The sequence below is a fragment of the Shewanella algidipiscicola genome (genome assembly GCF_003605125.1).
In the GTDB taxonomy this organism is placed as follows: domain Bacteria; phylum Pseudomonadota; class Gammaproteobacteria; order Enterobacterales; family Shewanellaceae; genus Shewanella; species Shewanella algidipiscicola.
The window spans coordinates 42,379-61,971 of the sequence record NZ_QPQT01000002.1 but is presented as its reverse complement, the minus strand read 5'-3'; the positions used below and the strand labels follow the sequence as shown (position 1 = coordinate 61,971).

Annotated in this window: 21 protein-coding genes and 1 tRNA gene; 3 read left to right on the top strand and 19 right to left on the bottom strand. The window is 47.3% G+C overall.

Annotation, left to right across the window (positions count from 1 at the left end; all coding sequences use genetic code 11):
- Positions 1 to 80 precede the first annotated feature (80 nt).
- Positions 81 to 1,250, top strand: a complete 1,170-nt coding sequence (gene tsgA / locus DVO77_RS02400; RefSeq protein ID WP_119977135.1) for an MFS transporter TsgA — start codon at positions 81 to 83, stop codon at positions 1,248 to 1,250.
- Positions 1,251 to 1,302: 52 nt separating this feature from the next.
- Here tsgA and DVO77_RS02395 read toward each other — a convergent pair whose 3' ends face one another.
- From DVO77_RS02395 to DVO77_RS02350, 9 genes are all read right to left on the bottom strand, one after another.
- Complete coding sequence (locus DVO77_RS02395) at positions 1,303 to 1,974, bottom strand: Crp/Fnr family transcriptional regulator (RefSeq protein ID WP_119977134.1); 672 nt, start codon at positions 1,972 to 1,974, stop codon at positions 1,303 to 1,305.
- 34 nt (positions 1,975 to 2,008) lie between these two features.
- The gene (locus DVO77_RS02390; protein WP_211328751.1) at positions 2,009 to 2,317 is read right to left on the bottom strand and encodes a monooxygenase; all 309 of its coding nucleotides are present in this window, start codon (positions 2,315 to 2,317) and stop codon (positions 2,009 to 2,011) included.
- Between the two features lie 63 nt (positions 2,318 to 2,380).
- Positions 2,381 to 2,935, bottom strand: coding sequence for a class IV adenylate cyclase (cyaB, locus tag DVO77_RS02385; RefSeq protein ID WP_119977132.1), 555 nt, complete (start codon positions 2,933 to 2,935; stop codon positions 2,381 to 2,383).
- 184 nt (positions 2,936 to 3,119) lie between these two features.
- Entirely contained in the window at positions 3,120 to 3,626 is a 507-nt protein-coding gene (locus tag DVO77_RS02380) for a GNAT family N-acetyltransferase (RefSeq protein ID WP_162924128.1), read from the bottom strand.
- A 134-nt stretch (positions 3,627 to 3,760) separates the two neighbouring features.
- On the bottom strand, positions 3,761 to 4,216 hold the full coding sequence (locus DVO77_RS02375) for a hypothetical protein (protein ID WP_162924127.1): 456 nt from the start codon (positions 4,214 to 4,216) through the stop codon (positions 3,761 to 3,763).
- Between the two features lie 441 nt (positions 4,217 to 4,657).
- Positions 4,658 to 5,494 carry a leucine-rich repeat domain-containing protein gene (locus tag DVO77_RS02365; protein WP_119977129.1) on the bottom strand — a complete coding sequence of 279 codons (837 nt, stop codon included), beginning with the start codon at positions 5,492 to 5,494 and terminating at the stop codon, positions 4,658 to 4,660.
- A 604-nt stretch (positions 5,495 to 6,098) separates the two neighbouring features.
- A tRNA-Ser gene (locus tag DVO77_RS02360) sits at positions 6,099 to 6,189 on the bottom strand.
- Positions 6,190 to 6,564: 375 nt separating this feature from the next.
- Positions 6,565 to 7,251: a pyrimidine 5'-nucleotidase gene (gene yjjG / locus DVO77_RS02355; protein WP_119977128.1), complete on the bottom strand. Its 687-nt coding sequence runs from the start codon at positions 7,249 to 7,251 to the stop codon at positions 6,565 to 6,567.
- Positions 7,252 to 7,359: 108 nt separating this feature from the next.
- Positions 7,360 to 7,890: a hypothetical protein gene (locus tag DVO77_RS02350; protein WP_249038091.1), complete on the bottom strand. Its 531-nt coding sequence runs from the start codon at positions 7,888 to 7,890 to the stop codon at positions 7,360 to 7,362.
- A gap of 166 nt (positions 7,891 to 8,056) precedes the next feature.
- Between DVO77_RS02350 and ubiD the strand changes: the two genes are divergently transcribed.
- Positions 8,057 to 9,538 carry a 4-hydroxy-3-polyprenylbenzoate decarboxylase gene (gene ubiD, locus DVO77_RS02345; RefSeq protein WP_110455668.1) on the top strand — a complete coding sequence of 494 codons (1,482 nt, stop codon included), beginning with the start codon at positions 8,057 to 8,059 and terminating at the stop codon, positions 9,536 to 9,538.
- Between the two features lie 142 nt (positions 9,539 to 9,680).
- A complete protein-coding gene (gene fre, locus DVO77_RS02340) occupies positions 9,681 to 10,379 on the top strand; it encodes an NAD(P)H-flavin reductase (protein WP_119977127.1) in 699 nt (232 codons plus the stop codon).
- Between the two features lie 146 nt (positions 10,380 to 10,525).
- On the opposite strand, the gene DVO77_RS02335 is transcribed toward fre, so the two are convergent.
- The 10 genes from DVO77_RS02335 to DVO77_RS02290 form a co-directional block, all read right to left on the bottom strand.
- On the bottom strand, positions 10,526 to 11,809 hold the full coding sequence (locus DVO77_RS02335) for a winged helix-turn-helix domain-containing protein (RefSeq protein WP_119977126.1): 1,284 nt from the start codon (positions 11,807 to 11,809) through the stop codon (positions 10,526 to 10,528).
- A gap of 237 nt (positions 11,810 to 12,046) precedes the next feature.
- A complete protein-coding gene (locus DVO77_RS02330) occupies positions 12,047 to 12,898 on the bottom strand; it encodes an ABC transporter permease (protein WP_119977125.1) in 852 nt (283 codons plus the stop codon).
- On the bottom strand, positions 12,899 to 13,846 hold the full coding sequence (locus tag DVO77_RS02325) for an ABC transporter ATP-binding protein (RefSeq protein WP_119977124.1): 948 nt from the start codon (positions 13,844 to 13,846) through the stop codon (positions 12,899 to 12,901). It lies immediately after the preceding gene.
- Positions 13,843 to 15,231, bottom strand: coding sequence for a nitrous oxide reductase family maturation protein NosD (nosD, locus tag DVO77_RS02320; protein ID WP_249038090.1), 1,389 nt, complete (start codon positions 15,229 to 15,231; stop codon positions 13,843 to 13,845). The genes DVO77_RS02325 and nosD overlap by 4 nt, the downstream gene beginning before the upstream one ends.
- A 15-nt stretch (positions 15,232 to 15,246) precedes the next feature.
- Positions 15,247 to 15,741, bottom strand: a complete 495-nt coding sequence (locus DVO77_RS02315; protein ID WP_119977123.1) for a nitrous oxide reductase accessory protein NosL — start codon at positions 15,739 to 15,741, stop codon at positions 15,247 to 15,249.
- Positions 15,742 to 15,819: 78 nt separating this feature from the next.
- A complete protein-coding gene (gene nrfD, locus DVO77_RS02310; RefSeq protein ID WP_119977122.1) occupies positions 15,820 to 16,767 on the bottom strand; it encodes an NrfD/PsrC family molybdoenzyme membrane anchor subunit in 948 nt (315 codons plus the stop codon).
- A 2-nt stretch (positions 16,768 to 16,769) separates the two neighbouring features.
- Positions 16,770 to 17,477: a 4Fe-4S dicluster domain-containing protein gene (locus DVO77_RS02305; RefSeq protein WP_110455661.1), complete on the bottom strand. Its 708-nt coding sequence runs from the start codon at positions 17,475 to 17,477 to the stop codon at positions 16,770 to 16,772.
- 63 nt (positions 17,478 to 17,540) lie between these two features.
- A complete protein-coding gene (locus DVO77_RS02300; protein ID WP_119977121.1) occupies positions 17,541 to 18,239 on the bottom strand; it encodes a tetratricopeptide repeat protein in 699 nt (232 codons plus the stop codon).
- A gap of 27 nt (positions 18,240 to 18,266) precedes the next feature.
- On the bottom strand, positions 18,267 to 19,052 hold the full coding sequence (locus tag DVO77_RS02295; RefSeq protein WP_119977120.1) for an FKBP-type peptidyl-prolyl cis-trans isomerase: 786 nt from the start codon (positions 19,050 to 19,052) through the stop codon (positions 18,267 to 18,269).
- A 59-nt stretch (positions 19,053 to 19,111) separates the two neighbouring features.
- The gene (locus tag DVO77_RS02290) at positions 19,112 to 19,537 is read right to left on the bottom strand and encodes a rhodanese-like domain-containing protein (RefSeq protein ID WP_119977119.1); all 426 of its coding nucleotides are present in this window, start codon (positions 19,535 to 19,537) and stop codon (positions 19,112 to 19,114) included.
- Positions 19,538 to 19,593: the final 56 nt, after the last annotated feature.

Below are 19,593 nucleotides of genomic sequence, written 5' to 3'. Positions count from 1 at the left end.
CACCACTCGGCATGAAGGTGAGCTTCATGCCATTTAGGCGCGCTCATGATGAGCAGCATCAGCAAATTAGGACGTAAAAAATGAAAAATAAAATATCCTTAACCTTGCTCAGCTTTTTAGCCAATTTTGTCATGGCAGGCTTCGCAACCCAATTTGGTATGTTGATAGAACCGATAGCCAATAAATTCTCAGCTAACGTTAACGAAGTCGCCTCTATTTTCTCCCTGCTCAATGGCGGCGCCCTCGCCGGCACCATAGCCGCCTTTTTCTTAATTGAAAAAATAGGTGTCAAACGCATCACCTTAATCAGCTATGTCACCATTGCGGCCAGTGCCGCGGCCATGCACTTCACCACCTCATTGAGCGTCGTCATGCTTGCCATGACTCTGATTGGGTTATGCGGTGGTGTAGGACTATGTATTGCCGGCACCATTGTGGTCTCGGTTTGGAAAGATAAAATCCAAAGCACCATGCTTGTGGTGCAAGATGCCACCTTTAACGTGGCGGGGGTGGTGTTTCCGATGATCACCACTTACGCATTGAGCAATGCGTTATCCTGGAGTTACAGCTACCTTGCCGTCGGTATTGTCGCCCTGAGTACCGCAGGTGTGGCCTTGTTAACCAACTTTTCATTGTGTGAAAGCAGCAATGAAACCACTGGGGCTAAAGATGAGTCCGAATGGAACCTTGGTATCATCAGTGGTGGCGTAGGCTTGTTCCTTGGCATGTTGGCGCTGTACACCTTCCTGACGTGGGCGCCAATGTTTGTCAAAACCAAGTTCGACATCCCCTTCGAAGACGCTGGCAATATCATCACGCAATATTGGTCTGCCGCACTGGTTGGTGCCTTGGTCTCAACTGTGATTGTGTCGCGCGTCAAGATCCAACATTTCGTGACGGGGATGATAAGCCTCGCCTTGATCATCACCAGTTTGATTGTGACCACAGACAACGTGGAGTCGATTGGCTACCTAACTTATGGTTACGGCTTTGCCTGCGCCGCCTTGTATAACGCCTTTATTGCTTATGGCGTGTCGTTTGTTAAAACCGCCAGTAGCCGCAATGTGTCATACATTTTAATCAGCGGTAGCGCCGGTGCCATGTTTAGCCCCGCCATTAGCTCGCTATTTGAGAGTGTTATCGGCCTGCAAACCGTGATGTATGCGATTCCGGTGATTTACGCCTTAATCATCGCCATGCTAGTGGTTTCTAATCGCCAGCAAGTCAGGTTAACTGCCCAAACGCATTAATCTTAAGCCGTACTTAATGGTAAACTTAGGCCCCGAATAGGTTATTTGGGGCCTATTCAATAAAGGCTTTAAGACCCGCTAGATCACAGATCATTAAGCCCTCTTTATCCCGTTTAATCAGCCCTAAATCTTCAAGGCTTTTCACCGCGCGGCGATACACTCTATCTGTGGTAGCAAAACGCTCGGCCTCTAAATAACACTTAGTGAACCCTTCTACTGGTTGGTCTTGTAAATGTTGATGATAAAGATCATAGGCGATGTTATACGCGATGGGATAGAGCATTCTACGCGTAAAAATGTCCACCGTATCTTGATAATCGATGGCGATGGCACTGGCAAAAAACAGCGCAAATTTAGGCGTTTTAAGCAAAGCGTGCTGCAGCTTATCACCATTGATAATCGCGATTTCTAAAGGCTCTTCGGCGATAATGTCTAGCTGGCACAAGTAGTTAGTAAAAAACTCCATTTCACCAAACAACTGCGAATCACAGTTCATGGTTCCCAGCTGAAAACTCCGGCCATTTCGGGCGGTATACCCCATAGAAATACGCCCATGAGGCACCAAAATCAGTGCATCGACCTGCTGGCCTTGCTGCATTAACTTATGCTGCCCCGCCACGGTTTTGGTGTCGGTAATACACTCTCTCATTACCCGTTCAATGGCATCATGTTCCTGTTGCCACATCGGCTGGAAACGGCCTTTAGCCAGCGGTTTTAGCTGCATAATGGTATCGATAATAGGTTAAATTTAACGGTGATTAGGCGATCGGCGCCTTGTTGATCAGCGACAGAGGCGTATTAATATCAAAAATAATACCGCGCACCTCAGTAATCCCCATCGCCTGCAACCGAGCCGTGTGCATGGTTAAATAGGCGCTAGCCGATGTTTCATCCTCAAACAGGTAAATACCGCCGCCGAGTTTATTGGCTGCGCTCTCGGTCCAAATTTTCCAGATTAGCCCGGGTTCGTTATTGATCGACTCGGCTAACCCTTGCAATGCTCGTGACATCTCCTCGCCAAATGGACCCGAAAAATCAAAATCAACTTGCAGTAACTTGCTCATCATCACGCTCCAACAGTCTGGCCTACATCAAGGGCAGGCTCAACACCTGCCAAAAAGGAGATCAATTTACGCCTTTCGCACCTGACTTTGCAAGGTACGATAAGCACGATGCTCGCGATCTTGCTCACTTAAGCCAAATTGCATGGCCAAGTTCAGTAGCTGCAATCGATAATCATCAAGCAAGCTGACCTCATCTGTCATAATGGCAAATTCGGCAAAATCCCCCACCCCCTCCAGATGATCGACTGTGATGTGAAAATCACCAACAAAATAGATGCTACGAACCTTATTTATCTGCTGCACTTTCACATATCCTAGCGTCTGCAACATGCTAATGGCTTTAGATACATCGCTAATATTGGTGGCTTCACAACGGTCGGCCTCGGGGCCTTTGACTATCCAAAGTTTGATACCCGAAGGCTGCATATCTCGAATGCAGAGACTTTTATGTTGCGCTAATAGATGCCGCTCAGGCGTATCGAAATAGGTGTCTGATTCAAGGTTATCTTGCAGCATCATCTCATGGGGCATACTGCCTAATTTTGCTAGAAATGTGCTTTTAGATGGGATGCGGTACTTTAATTCGACCTCGAATTTACCTTCAAAATGCTGCTGACTCACAACGTCTACTCACTGCTCAATACATGCCGATAGCATAACATGAGGCGATGCAATAAGGCCGATTGACTGTGTAATAAACAACGCAAGCATCGACAATAGTAATACCGAGGACGTTCAGCTAACGCCCCCCATTATTATAATGTGGACGTTGCTAAAACCGGGGGATTATTCTGACTCCCCCAGATTAGCCTTGGGCTGAAAATGCTTCATGGTACGACACCTCGCCATGGGGAAATGTACCTTTAAACGACAGCGCCTGAAAGTATTCAGCAGGTACACCGGGGAGAGTCAGTCCATCGACAACCTTGAATCCGAAACGGCAATAAAAACTTGGATCGCCAAGAACTACACAGCCAGAGGCTGCCATTAATTCGAGTGCAGCGAGAGAGTGATTCATTAAGCGAGAACCCACACCTTGACCTTGAAATTCGGGCAGGACAGATATAGGCCCAAGTCCGTACCAGTGAGTTGCACCATTTGAAAGCGTAACTGGAGAAATCGCAACATGTCCAATAATCTCTCCGTCAGCTTTAGCAACCAGCGAGATGGTCAGCATACCTGCGCGGCGAAGCGCATCAACGATAAACTGCTCAGTGTGATCGGTATGTGGAGCATTTAAAAACGCCTGCTCCGTAAGTTGATGTATTTTAGCCGCATCGGCAGGACTTTCATGACTTATTTGAATGTTCAATTTTGATCTCCTAACAGCTTAACGATATACCGCACCTCATGACGAGTAGACTAATTATGGGCGACAAAATCTAATAAAAAATAGGCCACTGGATTACAGTGGCCGCGCGTTAGACATCAAACCGACGACATTGGTTATGCTTCGAGATACTTTCCAATACCAGGCCAATTATCCCTATCTTTAAAGTCATTAATTTTGTAACCACTACCATTGGTAAAAGTGTCACGCACTTCGTCTAACAGCAAACAACACCATGAAAATGTATTTTTAGGATTACCAAGGCAATTATGACGAAACACCGATGTATGAGTGATAACATTTGAGTCAATCATGCTGGCATGAATCTTTTCAATAATGCTTAACATCGTATTATGTGTACAGTCGATAGACATAAAATACAGATTATTCGAAATTGGTATACTGGTCTTTTCGTAGGTTTTTTCGGCATCAACAACTGACTCGATAGCGCCTAAAAGTGATCCTATATCTTGCTCAACATGCACTAAAACAAAACAGGGATCATCATAATCATCCATACTTTGTAGATATTGGCCTATTGAATCTGGGATTTCCTTTAATAACTTACTCATTAATTACTACCTACAATTAATAATATTGGCACTTAATGCCACATGAAGATATAAACGATGCTAGGGCCTGTTGATCTTTCAAGCTTGTTTTTACAGCGAATTGCTGGGTATTTATACAAGGCAGACGCTTTGTGGTGCAGTTGTTCTGCATAAAAAGCTGAGAACGCAGTAGAAATACCTAACAAACGCTGCCCGAAGGGGTCGGCTAAAAACGTTTTACTCTTTGTTAAGTGAATTTTGCTTAGATGACTAGGCTGCAATCCACTCGCCTCGATTAACACGTTTTTGTCTCGAACAACATTCAACCAGCAAAGATCAACAGGCCCTAGCTACCTAATTCAAACCACTGCACAGGAAACAAAATCCAACGTAAATATCAACAGATCAAATGTTCCCCTCTTGATATTTGGCTATATTTTTAGGCTGTTATCGCAAGCATAACTACTCTTGAACCTGCACCCCTTCATCGACTTCATAATCATCTAAAGCAGAATTAGTACGTATATCGAGTTTAACGAGTGGATTCTCAGTTGCCCATAGGGCTCTCAATTTAGGGTTATGGCTAATATCCAACTCAGTCAACTTGTTATCTGTGATATATAGCTTCTTTAAGTTGCTATTTTGACTCAGATCTAATTCAGGTAACTGGTTATACATCAGGCTCAACTTGCTGAGTTGCGTGTTATTACTAATATCAACTTTAACCAACTGGTTATCATTTAAGCCAACTTGAACCAGTTGTGGATTATGACTGAGATCTATCTCTTTTAAGTTGTTTTCTTTGGCCCACAAATATTTTAACTGTTTATTTTCTGATAAATTCAGCGTCTCAATATTGTTAGATACTACGCCTAGATCGGTAAGCTGTGGGTTTCGAGTAAGATCTAAATCGATGATCTGATTAAAACTGACATTGAGTTCAGTAAGTTTTGAGTTGTTATTGAGATCTAAGCCAGTTAGACGTGATTTAGTGATAGACACTGAAGTAAGCTCAGTATTATTACTGAGATCTATGCTAGTTAATTGTGATCCTGATAACCACAGCTCCTGCAAAGCAGGGAAGTATTTAACGTCATGGGCGTTATCTATATTTAGCTGCCGACAAACTAACTTAGTTACCTCTGCAGGATTGGTAATTTTTTGCGCTAAGACACACTGTTTAAAATTGTCATCCTTAAATTGAATATCGTTAACATTAAGCACATCAGCCGAAAACGCATTTAAAGATACTGCTAAGCTACATGTAGCCACTGTAAATAATTTTTTGTCACCGATCATATTATAACTCTTTGTAAAATGAATAAATTTTAATGGTGTTTTCTATACTAAAGGCCAATAAAGCACATCCAGAGAAGGATAAGTTTCATGTAAAGCCTGCGCGGTTTTGCAGCCTCGCCAAGCTAAATAGAAAGCGGAGTAGACAGTCACAAAGAAGCCATCAATGATGGTAAGCATACCGCAGATGAATCACCCTATGCTCCTCCAAACGCTCAGTCTAAACACAACACACCAAAACTATTAAACCCTTACTATACAACAATTTAACCTTGTAAACTAAACTTTTTTGTAAATTCACGTAGGGTAAAGGTGTTACCAATTGACAGACCAACTCAAATGTCGTTCTTAAAACTCAAATAGTAAAAACCCGGTTATCTTTCGATAACCGGGTTTCTTAATGTGGCAAGAGATGGCTGGTTTTAAACGTGAAGAACCCAAGGTGTAAAAACCACTGTAACGACTGCCTCAGCTTGGAACCATAACGAAAAGGGCCACTCTTTCGAGTAGCCCTTTTTCTTAATATGATATAGAGATAGTAAGCTTTAAAAAGACATTAAATTAAACGAAAAAAGGCTTCCATTACTGGAAGCCTTTTTTCTTAATGTGGCGGAGAGATAGGGATTTGAACCCTAGATGGGCTATAAACCCATGCCGGTTTTCAAGACCGGTGCATTCGACCACTCTGCCATCTCTCCGAACGCCGAGAATAATAAGGATACCGCCGAAAAATGTAAAGCCTAAATTGTACTGAATGACTAACAAATAACCCATTAAGGTTATTTTTAATGATAACCGCCTTAAAAACCACCTTTGCGCTGTTAATTTAAACGCTCACCTTTGCCTCTGGCTCCCTGATTTCAGGATAATTAGCACTGCAACGATGCACTATAAGCCGAAGAGGCTGTGACGACACAATGTTCAATAAGGCAACCCACTATTGGCAGACCGCCCCCCACTAACAATGTCCCTTTAACAATAAGCGTTAAGTGACTACTTGCATTCATCGCAATTTAATCAGTCACTATTTAAAATTGAATCCATATTGGCCGATGGCGAGTTAACTCACTCGCTTATCGCGTTGGTTCAGTCTCCAGTAACCGTTGTAGCTCAGACAGTGATCCCACTTGATAATGGGGTGTTATTCCCTCCGGTTGCACTTGATTACTGTGGTTTAACCAGCACGTATCGAATCCCGCATTAAGCCCACCCTGAATGTCTGAGTGGGGATTGTCACCCACCATCAACACATGCTCCCTTGGCGGATGATTCATCTGCGACAGCGCATGATTAAAAATGGCCACATCGGGTTTGGCGACCCCCACCTCTTCAGATATTACCACTGGCGAGAACGCATGTAGCAAGCCAGTACGTTGCAAACGTATGGTCTGCAGCGCGGTGAAGCCGTTGGTGATGATACCCATGTTAACTTTACCATGCAGAGCATCGACCAACTCTTTTGCCCCAGGTAACAAGGTGCAGATGTCAGCCATGGCGGTCAAAAAGGCGCTATTAAGCTGCTCGGCGGTCACTTTTAACTTGTCGGCCCATGCCTGAAAACGGGTGATCTGCAGGTGCGCTGCACTGATCTTACCGTCTTGATAGGCAACCCATAACGGCAAATTGACCGTTTGATACACCTCGAAATCAGTGCGCGTAAAATCCACGCCAAAGCGCGAAAACATCAGCTGTAAGCCACGAAAGGCATCAAAATGAAACAGGGTTTCGTCGGCATCAAACAATATCCATTGGTACTTCATCAAACACTCCAATTACGTCAACTCACCATTTAATGCGGCTACTGTAATGCCAAGCGACCTTAATGCCAACTCTTAAGTCAGCCAATACTTACCTCAATGCCACGCGGGTTATTTCACGACTTGATAGCTATCGCTGGCCCAATCGTAGCGATATAACACCCCTTGCCATTCATACACAGTTGCGCCATTGTGCTGCCTAACACGCGCATTAGCAGGTAGAGTCTTAATCGCAGCGCTGGTCTGCACCCCGGTGGTGATTTGCAGCGGCGGCCGCACTGGTGTCGACTGTGTAGCAGGCTTAACGACATCGCGCCGCTCATAACGGTAAGGATAACGCCACGCCTGTTGCCAGTAAGGGCGGTAATAAGGACGATAAGAGTAAGGGCGCCAATAGGCAGAGCCTGTGCTAAATCCTATATTCCAGCGCCAAGGATCCCTGTAGTCATGCCCCCAGCGATGGCCCCAACTTGAGCTCCAGCTGGGCTCAACCCAAACATTGCTACGCCAACTGAAACGATCATCATCTTGATTACCTGCGGCTACAGGCGTCACGCGCAATAACATCAGTAAACTTAGGCCAATGACAGGCAAAACCTGCCTTTTAATAGGGTATCGATAAGCCGATTTAATCTGTTTCATCTGCTATGCTCCAGAGAAAAACATCACCTCATATTACGCCGATTGATGCAGGCTTCAAACTCAGGCCATTTTGCTGAAAAATGACCCATTAACGAATTTGGGAATAGCCAGCAAAAATGGTATAGTGCGCGCCATATCACATTATTCTTAGCGCGAGTATTTCCACATGAGTTTTAAGGATTTACGCAGTTTCATCGATCACCTCGAGCGTAACGGTGAACTTAAACGTATTAGCTATGCTGTCGATCCACACCTAGAGATGACAGAAATTGCCGACCGCGTCTTACGCGCTAAAGGCCCGGCATTACTGTTTGAAAATCCTGTGGGTAAAACCATGCCGGTACTCGCCAACTTATTTGGCACACCTAAACGAGTGGCCATGGCACTAGGTAAAGAAGACCCATTAGCACTGCGTGATGTGGGTGAATTGCTCGCCTTTTTAAAAGAGCCTGAACCGCCGCGCGGCTTTAAAGATGCGATAGCCAAGATCCCCATGTTCAAGCAGGCACTCAACATGCCGCCTAAAACCGTACGCAACCCACCCTGCCAAGAGGTGGTGTTAACTGGTGATGATGTCGATTTAACTCAACTGCCCATCCAGCACTGCTGGCCTGGCGATGTCGCGCCGCTGGTCACTTGGGGTCTCACCATCACCAAAGGGCCGCGCCAAAAACGGCAAAATTTGGGGATCTATCGCCAACAGTTACTGGGTAAAAATAAGCTTATCATGCGCTGGCTCGACCATCGCGGTGGCGCTCTCGACTTTAAAGACTTTAAGCAGCAGCACCCGGGCGAACGTTACCCGGTTGTGGTGGCGCTTGGCAGCGATCCTGTGACCATTTTAGGGGCGGTAACGCCCGTACCTGACTCCATGAGCGAATACGCCTTTGCTGGGTTATTACGTGGTGAGCGCACCGAAGTCTGTAAGGCCATTAGTTGCGATCTTGAAGTGCCGGCGACCAGCGAAATTATCTTAGAGGGGTACATAGACCCAGACGAGATGGCCGAAGAAGGCCCCTATGGCGATCACACTGGTTATTACAACGAAACCGATGAGTTTCCGGTATTTACCGTCACTCACATCAGCCACAGAAAAGACGCTATCTACCATAGCACCTATACCGGCAGGCCACCCGATGAGCCCGCTATGCTTGGGGTCGCACTGAATGAAGTCTTTGTGCCTATTTTGCGTAAACAATATCCTGAGATCATCGACTTTTACTTGCCACCTGAAGGGTGTTCTTATCGCATGGCAGTGATCTCCATTCGTAAGCAATATCCGGGTCATGCTAAGCGGGTGATGATGGGCGCTTGGTCTTTCTTGCGTCAATTTATGTATACCAAATTTATTGTGGTGGTCGATGACGATGTTAATTGTCGCGATTGGAACGATGTCATATGGGCCATTACCACTCGTATGGATCCTAAACGCGATACTGTGATGATAGATAATACCCCTATCGACTATCTCGACTTTGCCTCTCCGGTGGCGGGCCTAGGCTCGAAAATGGGCATGGATGCAACCAACAAGTGGCCGGGCGAAACCGATCGCGAATGGGGCACCCCCATTGTCATGGATGAAGCGGTCAAACAGAGAGTCGATAAGATTTGGGATGAATTGGGCATCGATGATGCACCGACCCTATAATTGAGCTGTAAAGCGGCCTAGCCTAGGCCGCTTTACAGTGCACAACATTAACTGAAAACTCTAACCCATTGCATAGTTAACTTGGATAGCGACTATTCGAAGGAGATAGAAACCTCCATAGAGAGGTCTAGAAGGAAACAAAATGAACACCATTCGCTGTAAAGTAGAAAACGTCACCGCCTTTAATGATGCCGTCTATCAAGTCACATTGACCCCTGAAACCGAATTTGACTTTAATGCTGGTCAATATCTTTGTGTGGTCATGGGTGAGCAAGATAAACGCCCCTTCTCGATAGCATCAGCCCCTGGCGCGAAAAACATAGAGCTGCACATTGGCGCCGCGGTCAGCGAAAGCTACCCGATGCAAGTGGTCGAAAAACTACAAAACAGCGAATACATCGATATCGAAGCCCCGGGTGGCAACGCTCACCTGCGTAGCGAGAGTACTCGTCCACGCCTTCTGATTGCTGGTGGCACTGGCTTTTCGTATATAAAGAGCATTGTCGAGCAGCAGATCGCCTTGGGGCAAACGGTTGAAACCATGCTCTATTGGGGCTGCCGCGATCAAGACGCCATGTACTTTGAAACCATCGCGCGCCAGTGGCATCAGGCTCACCCTTGGCTGCATTTTGTGCCCGTAGTTGAACGAGCACCAGCCAACTGGCAGGGTAAGCAAGCCAACTTGCTAGAGCAGATCAAACAAGATTTTATCAGCCTCAGCGGCTACGACATCTACATTGCAGGACGGTTTGATATGGTGGGTGCGGCGCGCGAAGTGTTCCGTGACATAGGTGTCGACGAAGATCACCTGTACGGCGATGCATTCGCCTTTATTAAGTGATTAACCCCACTCAATTTTTAATGGCTTATTCATAATATAAAAATGGCGCTATCTGCGGTAAGTGTTGGAGTTACATCCACAGCCATCGGTAGCGCCCTTTTTTGTCGCTGAGCGAGTTATCCATCACCTTTTGCAGCCACACCTCACTACAGCGAAACTTTCTCATATTTGGTCCAGGTGACTAAGTTGCCTAATAGCGGCACCACCCACACGGCTGAACCTTGATCATTATAGATCCGATAATAAAACAGCTCTTCGTCACGAATATTGTGTTTGCGGATCTCGCGGTAAAAATGCATCGCAGAGGGGCTCACCACCTCAGGCTTTATCAAATCTTTTTGCAGCACCTTCACATGAAACACATCCACCTCGAGCTCGCCAATGTGCTGACGATACTGCTCAAACACGCCGCGCACTTGATACTTAATCGGGGTCGTTAAACAATCTTGATCGGTAATGCAGGCGCTGGAGTAAAATTTGCCACTCAACGGCTGGTCATAGACCATAGAGATGCTCATATCCGCGCGCACTAATAACTCATTAGCCACCGGAAAATAGATATCGCCGTGATAATGATGCTCCACCAATTCATCACCATCTGCATCGCCCGAAGGGATTAAGATGCGATTGTAGCGAATACGATTTTCCATCATTTCGCTAAGTTCATTAAACTTAACCATATTGAGGCCGGCAGGCACTTGCCCTGTGGCGGTTAAGTTGATCAGATGGTCACCCATGCAATGGCCCTGTTCATCGGGTGGGCAAATCGCTAAGGAATAGTGGTTGCCGTCGGTCAAAGCAAATCCCTTAAAGTCTTGCATGGCATCGATATGATTAGTCTCTGGCGCGATATGTTTTTGCCACATCGACGGATGCAGCTGGGTTTCGCCATTGGGATAGATCAGAGTTAACGAACTGGTTTTGCCACCAAGATTAATATCGAGGGTTTTGTCGGCGCGCCAATGCCCAGCCTGCTTGACCACTTGATGATAATCGCTGTTGTACCATAGGGTCGCAATGAGGGCTAATAGCACCATAATGCCGCCCACTTTCACCATTAAAGAGACATCGATTAGCGCATGCTTAATGGACTCAGCATCGTTAACCGCCAACATGGTAACGTGGGATTTAGCCGACACATGCAGCTGATAACCGCGTCTGGCCACGGTTTTTAATTGAATTTCAGGAAAGGGTTCGAGTTTCTTACGCAGCGTACTGACGCATTGTGTCAATGAGGTTGCCGCGACCACTCGGTCAGGCCAACCCACCTGCAGCAGCAGATCCTTGTCGCATATCGCATCAGGGACCGACAGTAAATGCGCCAAAATCGCCGACTCAGAAAACGTCAAATGGATCGTGCTCGCCGTGGCACGATCATATAATTGTTGCGCTTCGCCATCGAACTCCAAATATGGAGTAACTTTCACCACCTAGCACCTCTATCATTCCAAATAGCAAAATTAGGAAAATCTTATTATTATCATTGAGATTTTAGTCAAAGCCTGACTGGTTTACTGTGATAAATTGCTCACTTCTTTTAACACAAAATACAAATTTCTGTAAAAATTGGTATCCTAGGCTAATGCCTGCTTATCACACCACCAAGGCTTAGTGTTGCGAGAGTCTGATGGGTTTAAAATTGAATATCAAGTCTTTCGCCCAATAATCTAAATCGCCTTACGCATAAAGGTACGCAGGGTCAGCCAAGCTAATAGCGCTACCCACAACAACATCAGTCCATATAGCCACAACGCGCCCCCCTGAAATTGGCTCAATAAAGGTAAGCTGCCCATAGGAGCATGGGTGGCAAGCTGATTGATAGCACGATAAATATCGGTCGGGTTTAAGGCCATTAACAGCTGCACTAGCCATTGTACTCGATGCCCTAAATCGGCCACCAGCAGCGCCAACAAGAGTAAATCGTAAATTAACACTAGGGCGAACCACAGCGACAATAGTGTGCCAACCGCCTTGGCCTTTTCTGTGGCGCGCAGACTGACCACATAGCTTAGCAAAATAAACGTCAGGGCCAATAACCCGCTGCTGGCAATGAATTGGCCAAACACCCACAAGGTTTGTTGCCACTGATACCCTTGACCAAAACAGAGTAAAATGGTCGCGCTCAGGGTAAAACTGCTCACGATAGCGGCCAGCATAATACCGCTATGGGCCAACAATTTCCCTAAGAAAATATCCATTTTAGTCAGTGGATAGCTGAGCAGTAACAGCATGGTTCCCGACTCCTCTTCACCGACAAACGCATCGTAGCAAAGCAAGATGGCCGCCAAAGGTATGATCGCCACAGCTATGGTAGATAAACTGGCAATGACACTCACCAGCGACGGGAAGGCCAAGGTACCTGACACTGCGCTGCCAGCAAAGGTGACACTGAAGGCCAGCAGAAAAAACAAGCCAAAAATCACCGCCACCCAACGGTTACGCAAGCTGTCTTTGAGCTCTTTTGCGGCGATGATCATCATAGGCTGACGCCAGATCGCCCCACCGATTGTCGACATCATTTATACTCCCATAGGTTGCAATACGGGCTCGGTAACGAAACCTAAACCTTGCTCTGAGCAGTGCTGCATCTGCGCCATGTTGTGATGATAAATCTCGGCGAGCCCAGGCAAATGCAAGGTGAAATCAAAACGCTGGCATTTTGTGGTTAAGTAACGCACTAGCGCTGGCTGCTCAGACTGGGCGCAGTGCAGCGCACCTTGGCGATAAAACGCCTGTAGATAGGGGTGCGTGACCAGTAACGCCGCTAACCCATCAAGCGCTATCTTAACCTGCAATGGGCTTGCCTTTGCTAGCTCGGCAAACGTGCCATAAGCCAAGCATTGACCGCGCCCTAACATCATCGCCACATCCAGCTGCGACTCCACTAAATTAAGCTCATGGGTACAGATGATCACCGCGCAACCTTGACGCTTTAATTGGGCCACTTTTTGGTAGAGAAAGCTCGATGCCTGAGGATCTAAGCCCACCGTCGGCTCATCGAGTAGCAATAACTGCGGTGAGGCTAAAATCGCCTGCGCAAAGCCAAGCCGCTGCTTCATCCCCTTAGAGTAACCTTTAACCAATTTATGCTGGGCATAGCCTAAGCCAAACTCCTCAATCAACTGTGCGACTCGCTGATGACTCTCCCCTTTAAGTGCGGCGAAATAACGTAAGATTTCCGCCCCGGTCAACTTGTCATAAAAATGAATATTTTCAGGTAAATACCCTACGTTGCTAGGTTTCTTCCCTGACGTTAACCTCTGCCCTAACACGTCGACTCGACCAGAGTCAGGAGTCAATAAGCCTAATATCACCTTAATTAAGGTCGACTTACCCGCGCCGTTATGACCCAGTAGCGCCATCGTCATCCCCCTGGGCAAACTGAGATTAATCTGATTAAGGGCGCGCAATTCGGCAAATTGATGCCCAACGCCTTCAAGTTGTACCGCTAAGTTATTGACACTCATAATGCGCCCCTCGTGTGCGCCGCCGCGCTATTTTCCATCAAAGGGTAACGGTCGATAACACCACTGGCGTCGACCGCCTGTATTTGGTTATCGAGCCACTTAAGTAATGTCACTATGGGGCTGGCCATTAAAAAACTCGCCTCGGGGTAGAGCCAAAATAATCGATCGAGACGATCGTTTGGCAGATGCATACTGTCGCCCACGCCATCACCATTAAGATCCCAGCCACGATAGTCGCTCCAATAATTGCCCCGCTGTTGCTCGCTCCACTCGACGCTCTGCTCGCCCACGTAACGCACTTGGGTGCCGTTATCGATAAAGCGATTGAGGGACACTTGATTACTCTCGCCGCCCAGCGCCATCGCAATACCAACATCATTATTGGCAATGTGATTATCCTTAATGTGGTTATCGCGGGCACCATAGATAAAAATGCCCTTACCTTCGGAAAACAGATCGCCTTTGATCGCATCAGGCGCGCTGATATTAGCCATTCGATTAGCCTCAACCAAGGCGCCATTGGTCATATTAAGCAATACGCCAAACTCTTTAGCATGGGTGACTTGATTATGGGCAAGATGAATATCGGTGGAGTTCATTAACGCATAGCCACCATCGACACGACAGGCCTGATTGTCCATGGCGCTATCTTGCTGGGTATACATGTAATGAATGCCATATTGCATGTCACTCATGTGATTGCCATACACTTGGCTGCCCTTACCCGACTCTAAATAGATACCATCTCTGACTTGCTGGATCTGATTGGCGCTGATCAAGGCGCCATCCACTCGCTGCAGATGGACGCCATCGCCGCGATCTAACTTAAAGGTGTGGCTGTCACCCGTGATGCGATTGCCGCAAATGGTCAACCGCTGCAGTTGCTGGGCATAAATGCCAAAACCTTGGCCACTCAATTGGTTATTCAGCAGCTGGACATCATCGCTGCCAGCATGCAGTAAAATGGCGGCATCTTTTTGGTACAGGTCGCCCCCCCATTGCTTAATGGTAAGGCCATTAATGGTGACATGGCTGGCATTAATCGTCAGCGCCGCCCCTTGGTGCTGCGCCTCGATAATGGCACCGGGGCGTCCTGTTATAGACAGGCTTTTATCGATAATAAACTGCCCTAAATAGGTGCCGGATTGCAACACAATATGGCTCCCCGGCGCAGCCTGTGCTAACTGATGCGACAGCTCGGCACTATTACTGACGTCAATCATCGCCCCCAGCGCCGCACTTTGCGGCGTGACCACTGCCATGCACCTTGTGTTAGTGGCCTCTGGCTCATCGGCACTGAGCTTAGTGCTGCTTAGGCTCAACACTAAGCCCATGCTCACTAAAGGCATCAATAGCGTCACAGTGCACTGCTGCCGAGCTCTCATCGTTGCAGACTCAACTTATTCTGCCGTTAACAAGGACAAGGTGATCTGCTCATAACTGAATACCGCACCACCATATTCGCGGGCAAATTGCTCGGCAGCCTCTGCTGTTGAAAAAGGCGCCACGGCGCTGCCCATTACCGCTTTGCGGCTGGTGCCATAGACATACCACGCCTGAGTCGCATCGATAAAGGCGCTATCGTCTGGATGGTCCCAATCGGTTACCGCCATATCATGGACATAGGCGTGACTAATTTGGCGCTGATTTTCTGGCTGTAGGGCAAACATAAACATGTCCCGCGTTGAACAGAAACTCGGATTAATCTCGCCGCCGCTGAGCAGCAACTCTCCCTTGGGGCCGGGGTATTTCTTAATCATCATGCCGCACATATGGCAGCGTTCATGCTCACCGATGGCGTTGGCATGATCATGGGCGGCATTCACTGACGCGGTGTCGCACCCTAAGGTAACCAACGACAGTAATATCACTAACAATGGGGCTCTGATGGCCATATGGACTCCTTAATGACGATGCAAGAATGGCGATTCAATGCCTCACCTCGGCGCGCGAGATGAGGCTTGAACACACAGTTAAATTGCGAAGTTTTGCCCCGCATACAGAATAAACATACGCAAGCACATCATGCCGCTCACCGCACATAAACCCGAGAGGTAAAATGCCTGTGATGAATGGCTAAATTGCTTACCCGTAGCGAAGTTAAGCAGCAGCGGACCACCAAAGCCCACCCCCACAACACCCAGCCAGAAGACCACCGCCCACGTGCCCGATTGAAAGGCTGCAAACGCACTTTGTGCGCCAGCGTTGCCTGTCATCAACGACATGATGATCATGAACAGGAACAGCGCCTCGGCAAACATAATTGGCCACTCTGCACCGTGCAAAATCTGCATATCCTGGCTGTGTCTATCTTCTTTAAACAGGCTCACTGCCAACATCTTGGCCGCCGCGGCACCGGCCGATAATCCCGATGCCACAAACAGCGCCGGTAATACCGAAGTATTAATGATCGGAAAGCGGATCAACGCCGAGATCAAAAAGCCAGTATAAGCACACACGGCTAATGCCAACACCAACACCAATGCCTCACAAGGGCGGCGCCAGGCGCGTAACTTATCGATAATGGGTAACAGTGGACGTAGCAATGGGATCTGCTTAATCTCTTCTTCCAAGGCAAACAGGGCGATCACTGCCACCAGCGGAATATAAGCCGACAGCGCGATCACCCCGACCGACATCACAGAGTTAAGGTTGTAATAAACTAATATCCGCCAGAAAAACAGCGGATTAGTTAAGTCCAGTACCAGACACAGCATCCCCAAGGCGATAGTGGCAAATGACACCAGCGCAGAGGCCTTCAAGAAAGGGGTATTGATGGTTTGTTGTTTATAAAACCGAATAAACAAGGCTACCGATAACGCCCCGCCAGAGATACCTGCAAAAAACAGATAAACGGCAATGGGCCATGGCCAGGCAACGCCTTCAGACAGCCCTATGGTAAATTCAAGTGTTCCGTCCATAGCTATACTCCCAATTTCACTACAGGTATGTATCGTAAACTGGGTTCGGTACCGAAATGTGACTTGATACGAACAGAGTCTTTTACCGCCAATAACCGACTCACATAGGAGTTAGGGTCATTGATATCGCCAAAGATCAATGCGTCATATCGACACTGTTGCACACAAGCAGGTAGCTCACCCTTAGCCAATTTGCTGTTTAAACAAAAATCACAGTTGTCGGCGACATCTGTGGCCTCATTGATGTAACGCGCATTGTAGGGACACGCCGCAATACAGTATTTACAGCCCGCACACTTACTGGCATCCATGGTGACGATACCCGTTGTGGGATCGCGATGCGCAGCGCCCGTAGGGCATACCGAAACACAAGGCGCATTTTTGCATTGCTGGCATGACACGCGCACATATTTACGCTCACAACCACAGTCAGTCTTACCGCAGTGAGGGCACTTTTGCCCCTCAACGTGGCCAGACTGCTGTTCTAGCAGTAAACGAGATTGCCCTTCGGGCAAGTTATTGGCCGTATTACAGGCCACTTTACAATCGCCACACCCCACACATTTATTTTGATCGAACACCATCACGTAATGCGGTTTGTTGCTATTGGCGTTTTCCTCTTTGACAGATGAACACCCTAAGGGCCCCAGTATCAAAGAGCTGGCTCCCAAACATTTAAGGAACCTCCGTCTCTCTATATTTTCACTCACAGCATCCTCCATCGGTCGGCATTGAAGCCCACCTGTTTTAACCTGATTTTTTAGGTGACTCTTTTACTCAGATGCAGTCACGATACGGTTAGCTATTTTCTGCTCAGCTTTCAAAATCGCATTGTTAATTGATGCTCGGTTAATACTTGGGTTGTCGCTATTCAATAACTGTTGCCAATAAACGATCGCTTGCTGAAAGTCCCTATTCAAGTAAGCGTGAGTCGCCATTAGCAGCAGAGACTGAACTTCATTCGGGTCGAGCACGAGCGCTTGAGCTATCACATCTAACACCTCTGCACTCATGTCTCGACCATCACGGTAATAGAGGGCATTGGCTTTCATGCCGAGCACTTCTGCGTCTGTCTCTATTGCCAGTAATTTATCCAGTGTGATAACCGACTCACGGTATAACCCGCCCTCTGTATAGGCGTAGGCTAAGTTGAGTAAGGCAATTTTATTGTTTGGCATCTCACTGGCGGCTTGGGCATTTTTGTTAATGTCGGCGGCAATAAGGTAGTCGATATTTTCATCGATAAAACCCTTATCCCAATCATTAAAACGCCCAATTTGGCTGTAAATTAATAGGGGAACCAGCAGTAGGGTAGCCGTCATAGCACTGGCTATTTTCCTGCCATACCGTGTCAAGGCGGCAGGCTTGATGGCCTTAGTGTCGGCGTTGTTTATGGCTCTGAGATGAAGTATCCATAAAGGAGCGATGAAACTCATTAACGTAACCACTATGGCAATAACCAGGCTATTCATAACCATCCCCACTGCTGGTGTGTAAACTTAGTGACCAGAACCCATCATGCCACCCATGCCCATGCCGCTTAACCCCATGCCTTTACTGTTTTCACCTGGCTCTTCAACCTTGACCAACTCCACATCAAATATCAGGGTTGAACTAGGCGGAATAATGCCCACCACCTCTTTGCCATAAGCAAGTTCTGACGGAATAGTCAGGCGAAAGGTTGAGCCTTCTGGCATGAGGGCTATGCCCTCTTTCCAGCCATCGATAACCGACATTAAGGCAAAACGATTGGGTTCATTACGATCATAAGAGCTATCAAATACGGTGCCGTCGACCAACTGCCCTTTGTAGTGCACTGTGACCACATCTGACTCTAGCGGTTTACGCCCAGAGCCTAGGGTGATGACCTCATATTGCAGACCCGAATCAGTCACAGTAACGCCTGGGTTGGTTTTATTGGTGGCGAGATACGCGCTGCCGGCGGCGATATTTTTAATCGACAGATCTTCGATGCGCTGCTCTCTGATAGTGTTGAGCTGCTCGGCTCGTGCATTTAAATGGGTCAAGATCTCCTCGTCCGACATCTTGCCCTCGCCCTTAAGCGCATCAATCATCCCTTGAATGACAGTGTCGATATGGATCTCGGCGCCGAGCTCAGTCTGATTGTAAATTTTGCCGGAAATATAATGGCCAACCGACGCCCCCATGGCATATGAGGCATCATTCACTTCTTGGCTCACTTCACTGGCCGAGGCCATCAACGAGAAACCGCAAAGTAGGGATAAAGTGGTCATCGATAAAGACTTCTTGGTGATCGTTTTCATATTGATTCTCTCTAAACGTTATTGCTCGAATGAATGTCAAATGGATAAAAATCTTATTGTTATGGTTTTTCAGTGGCTCGACCCGATAGGCGCCAGCCATAGATGCCATCATGCATCTGTCTCACTTGGGTGTACCCTAGCTTCATCACTTCTCGCGCCGCGATTTCGCTAGCATTACAGAGACGATTGGCACAATAGAACACCATGACGGCATCTTTGTCTTTAGGCAGTAACGCCTTCCAGTTATCGACGTTGAAGTACACGGCTCCGGGAATAAACCCTTCGGCCCAAAGCTCTAAGGTGTTTACGTCAAAAAAGTAAACCCCTCCTTGCTTGAGTAAGTGCTCGGCTTCCAGCAGGCTGATGGTGTTGAGCTTGATCTCATGATAGGTCGCCGGTGCCATCTCCCCGCCGCCGCCGGCATAACAAGGGGCGATACCGCTTGCCATCATGGCCGCTAAGATCATTCCAACGCATTGTTTCATATGCTTGCTCCTATTAACCTAGGCACAGAGGGTTATCTGTCTTCCATGCCTAGGTC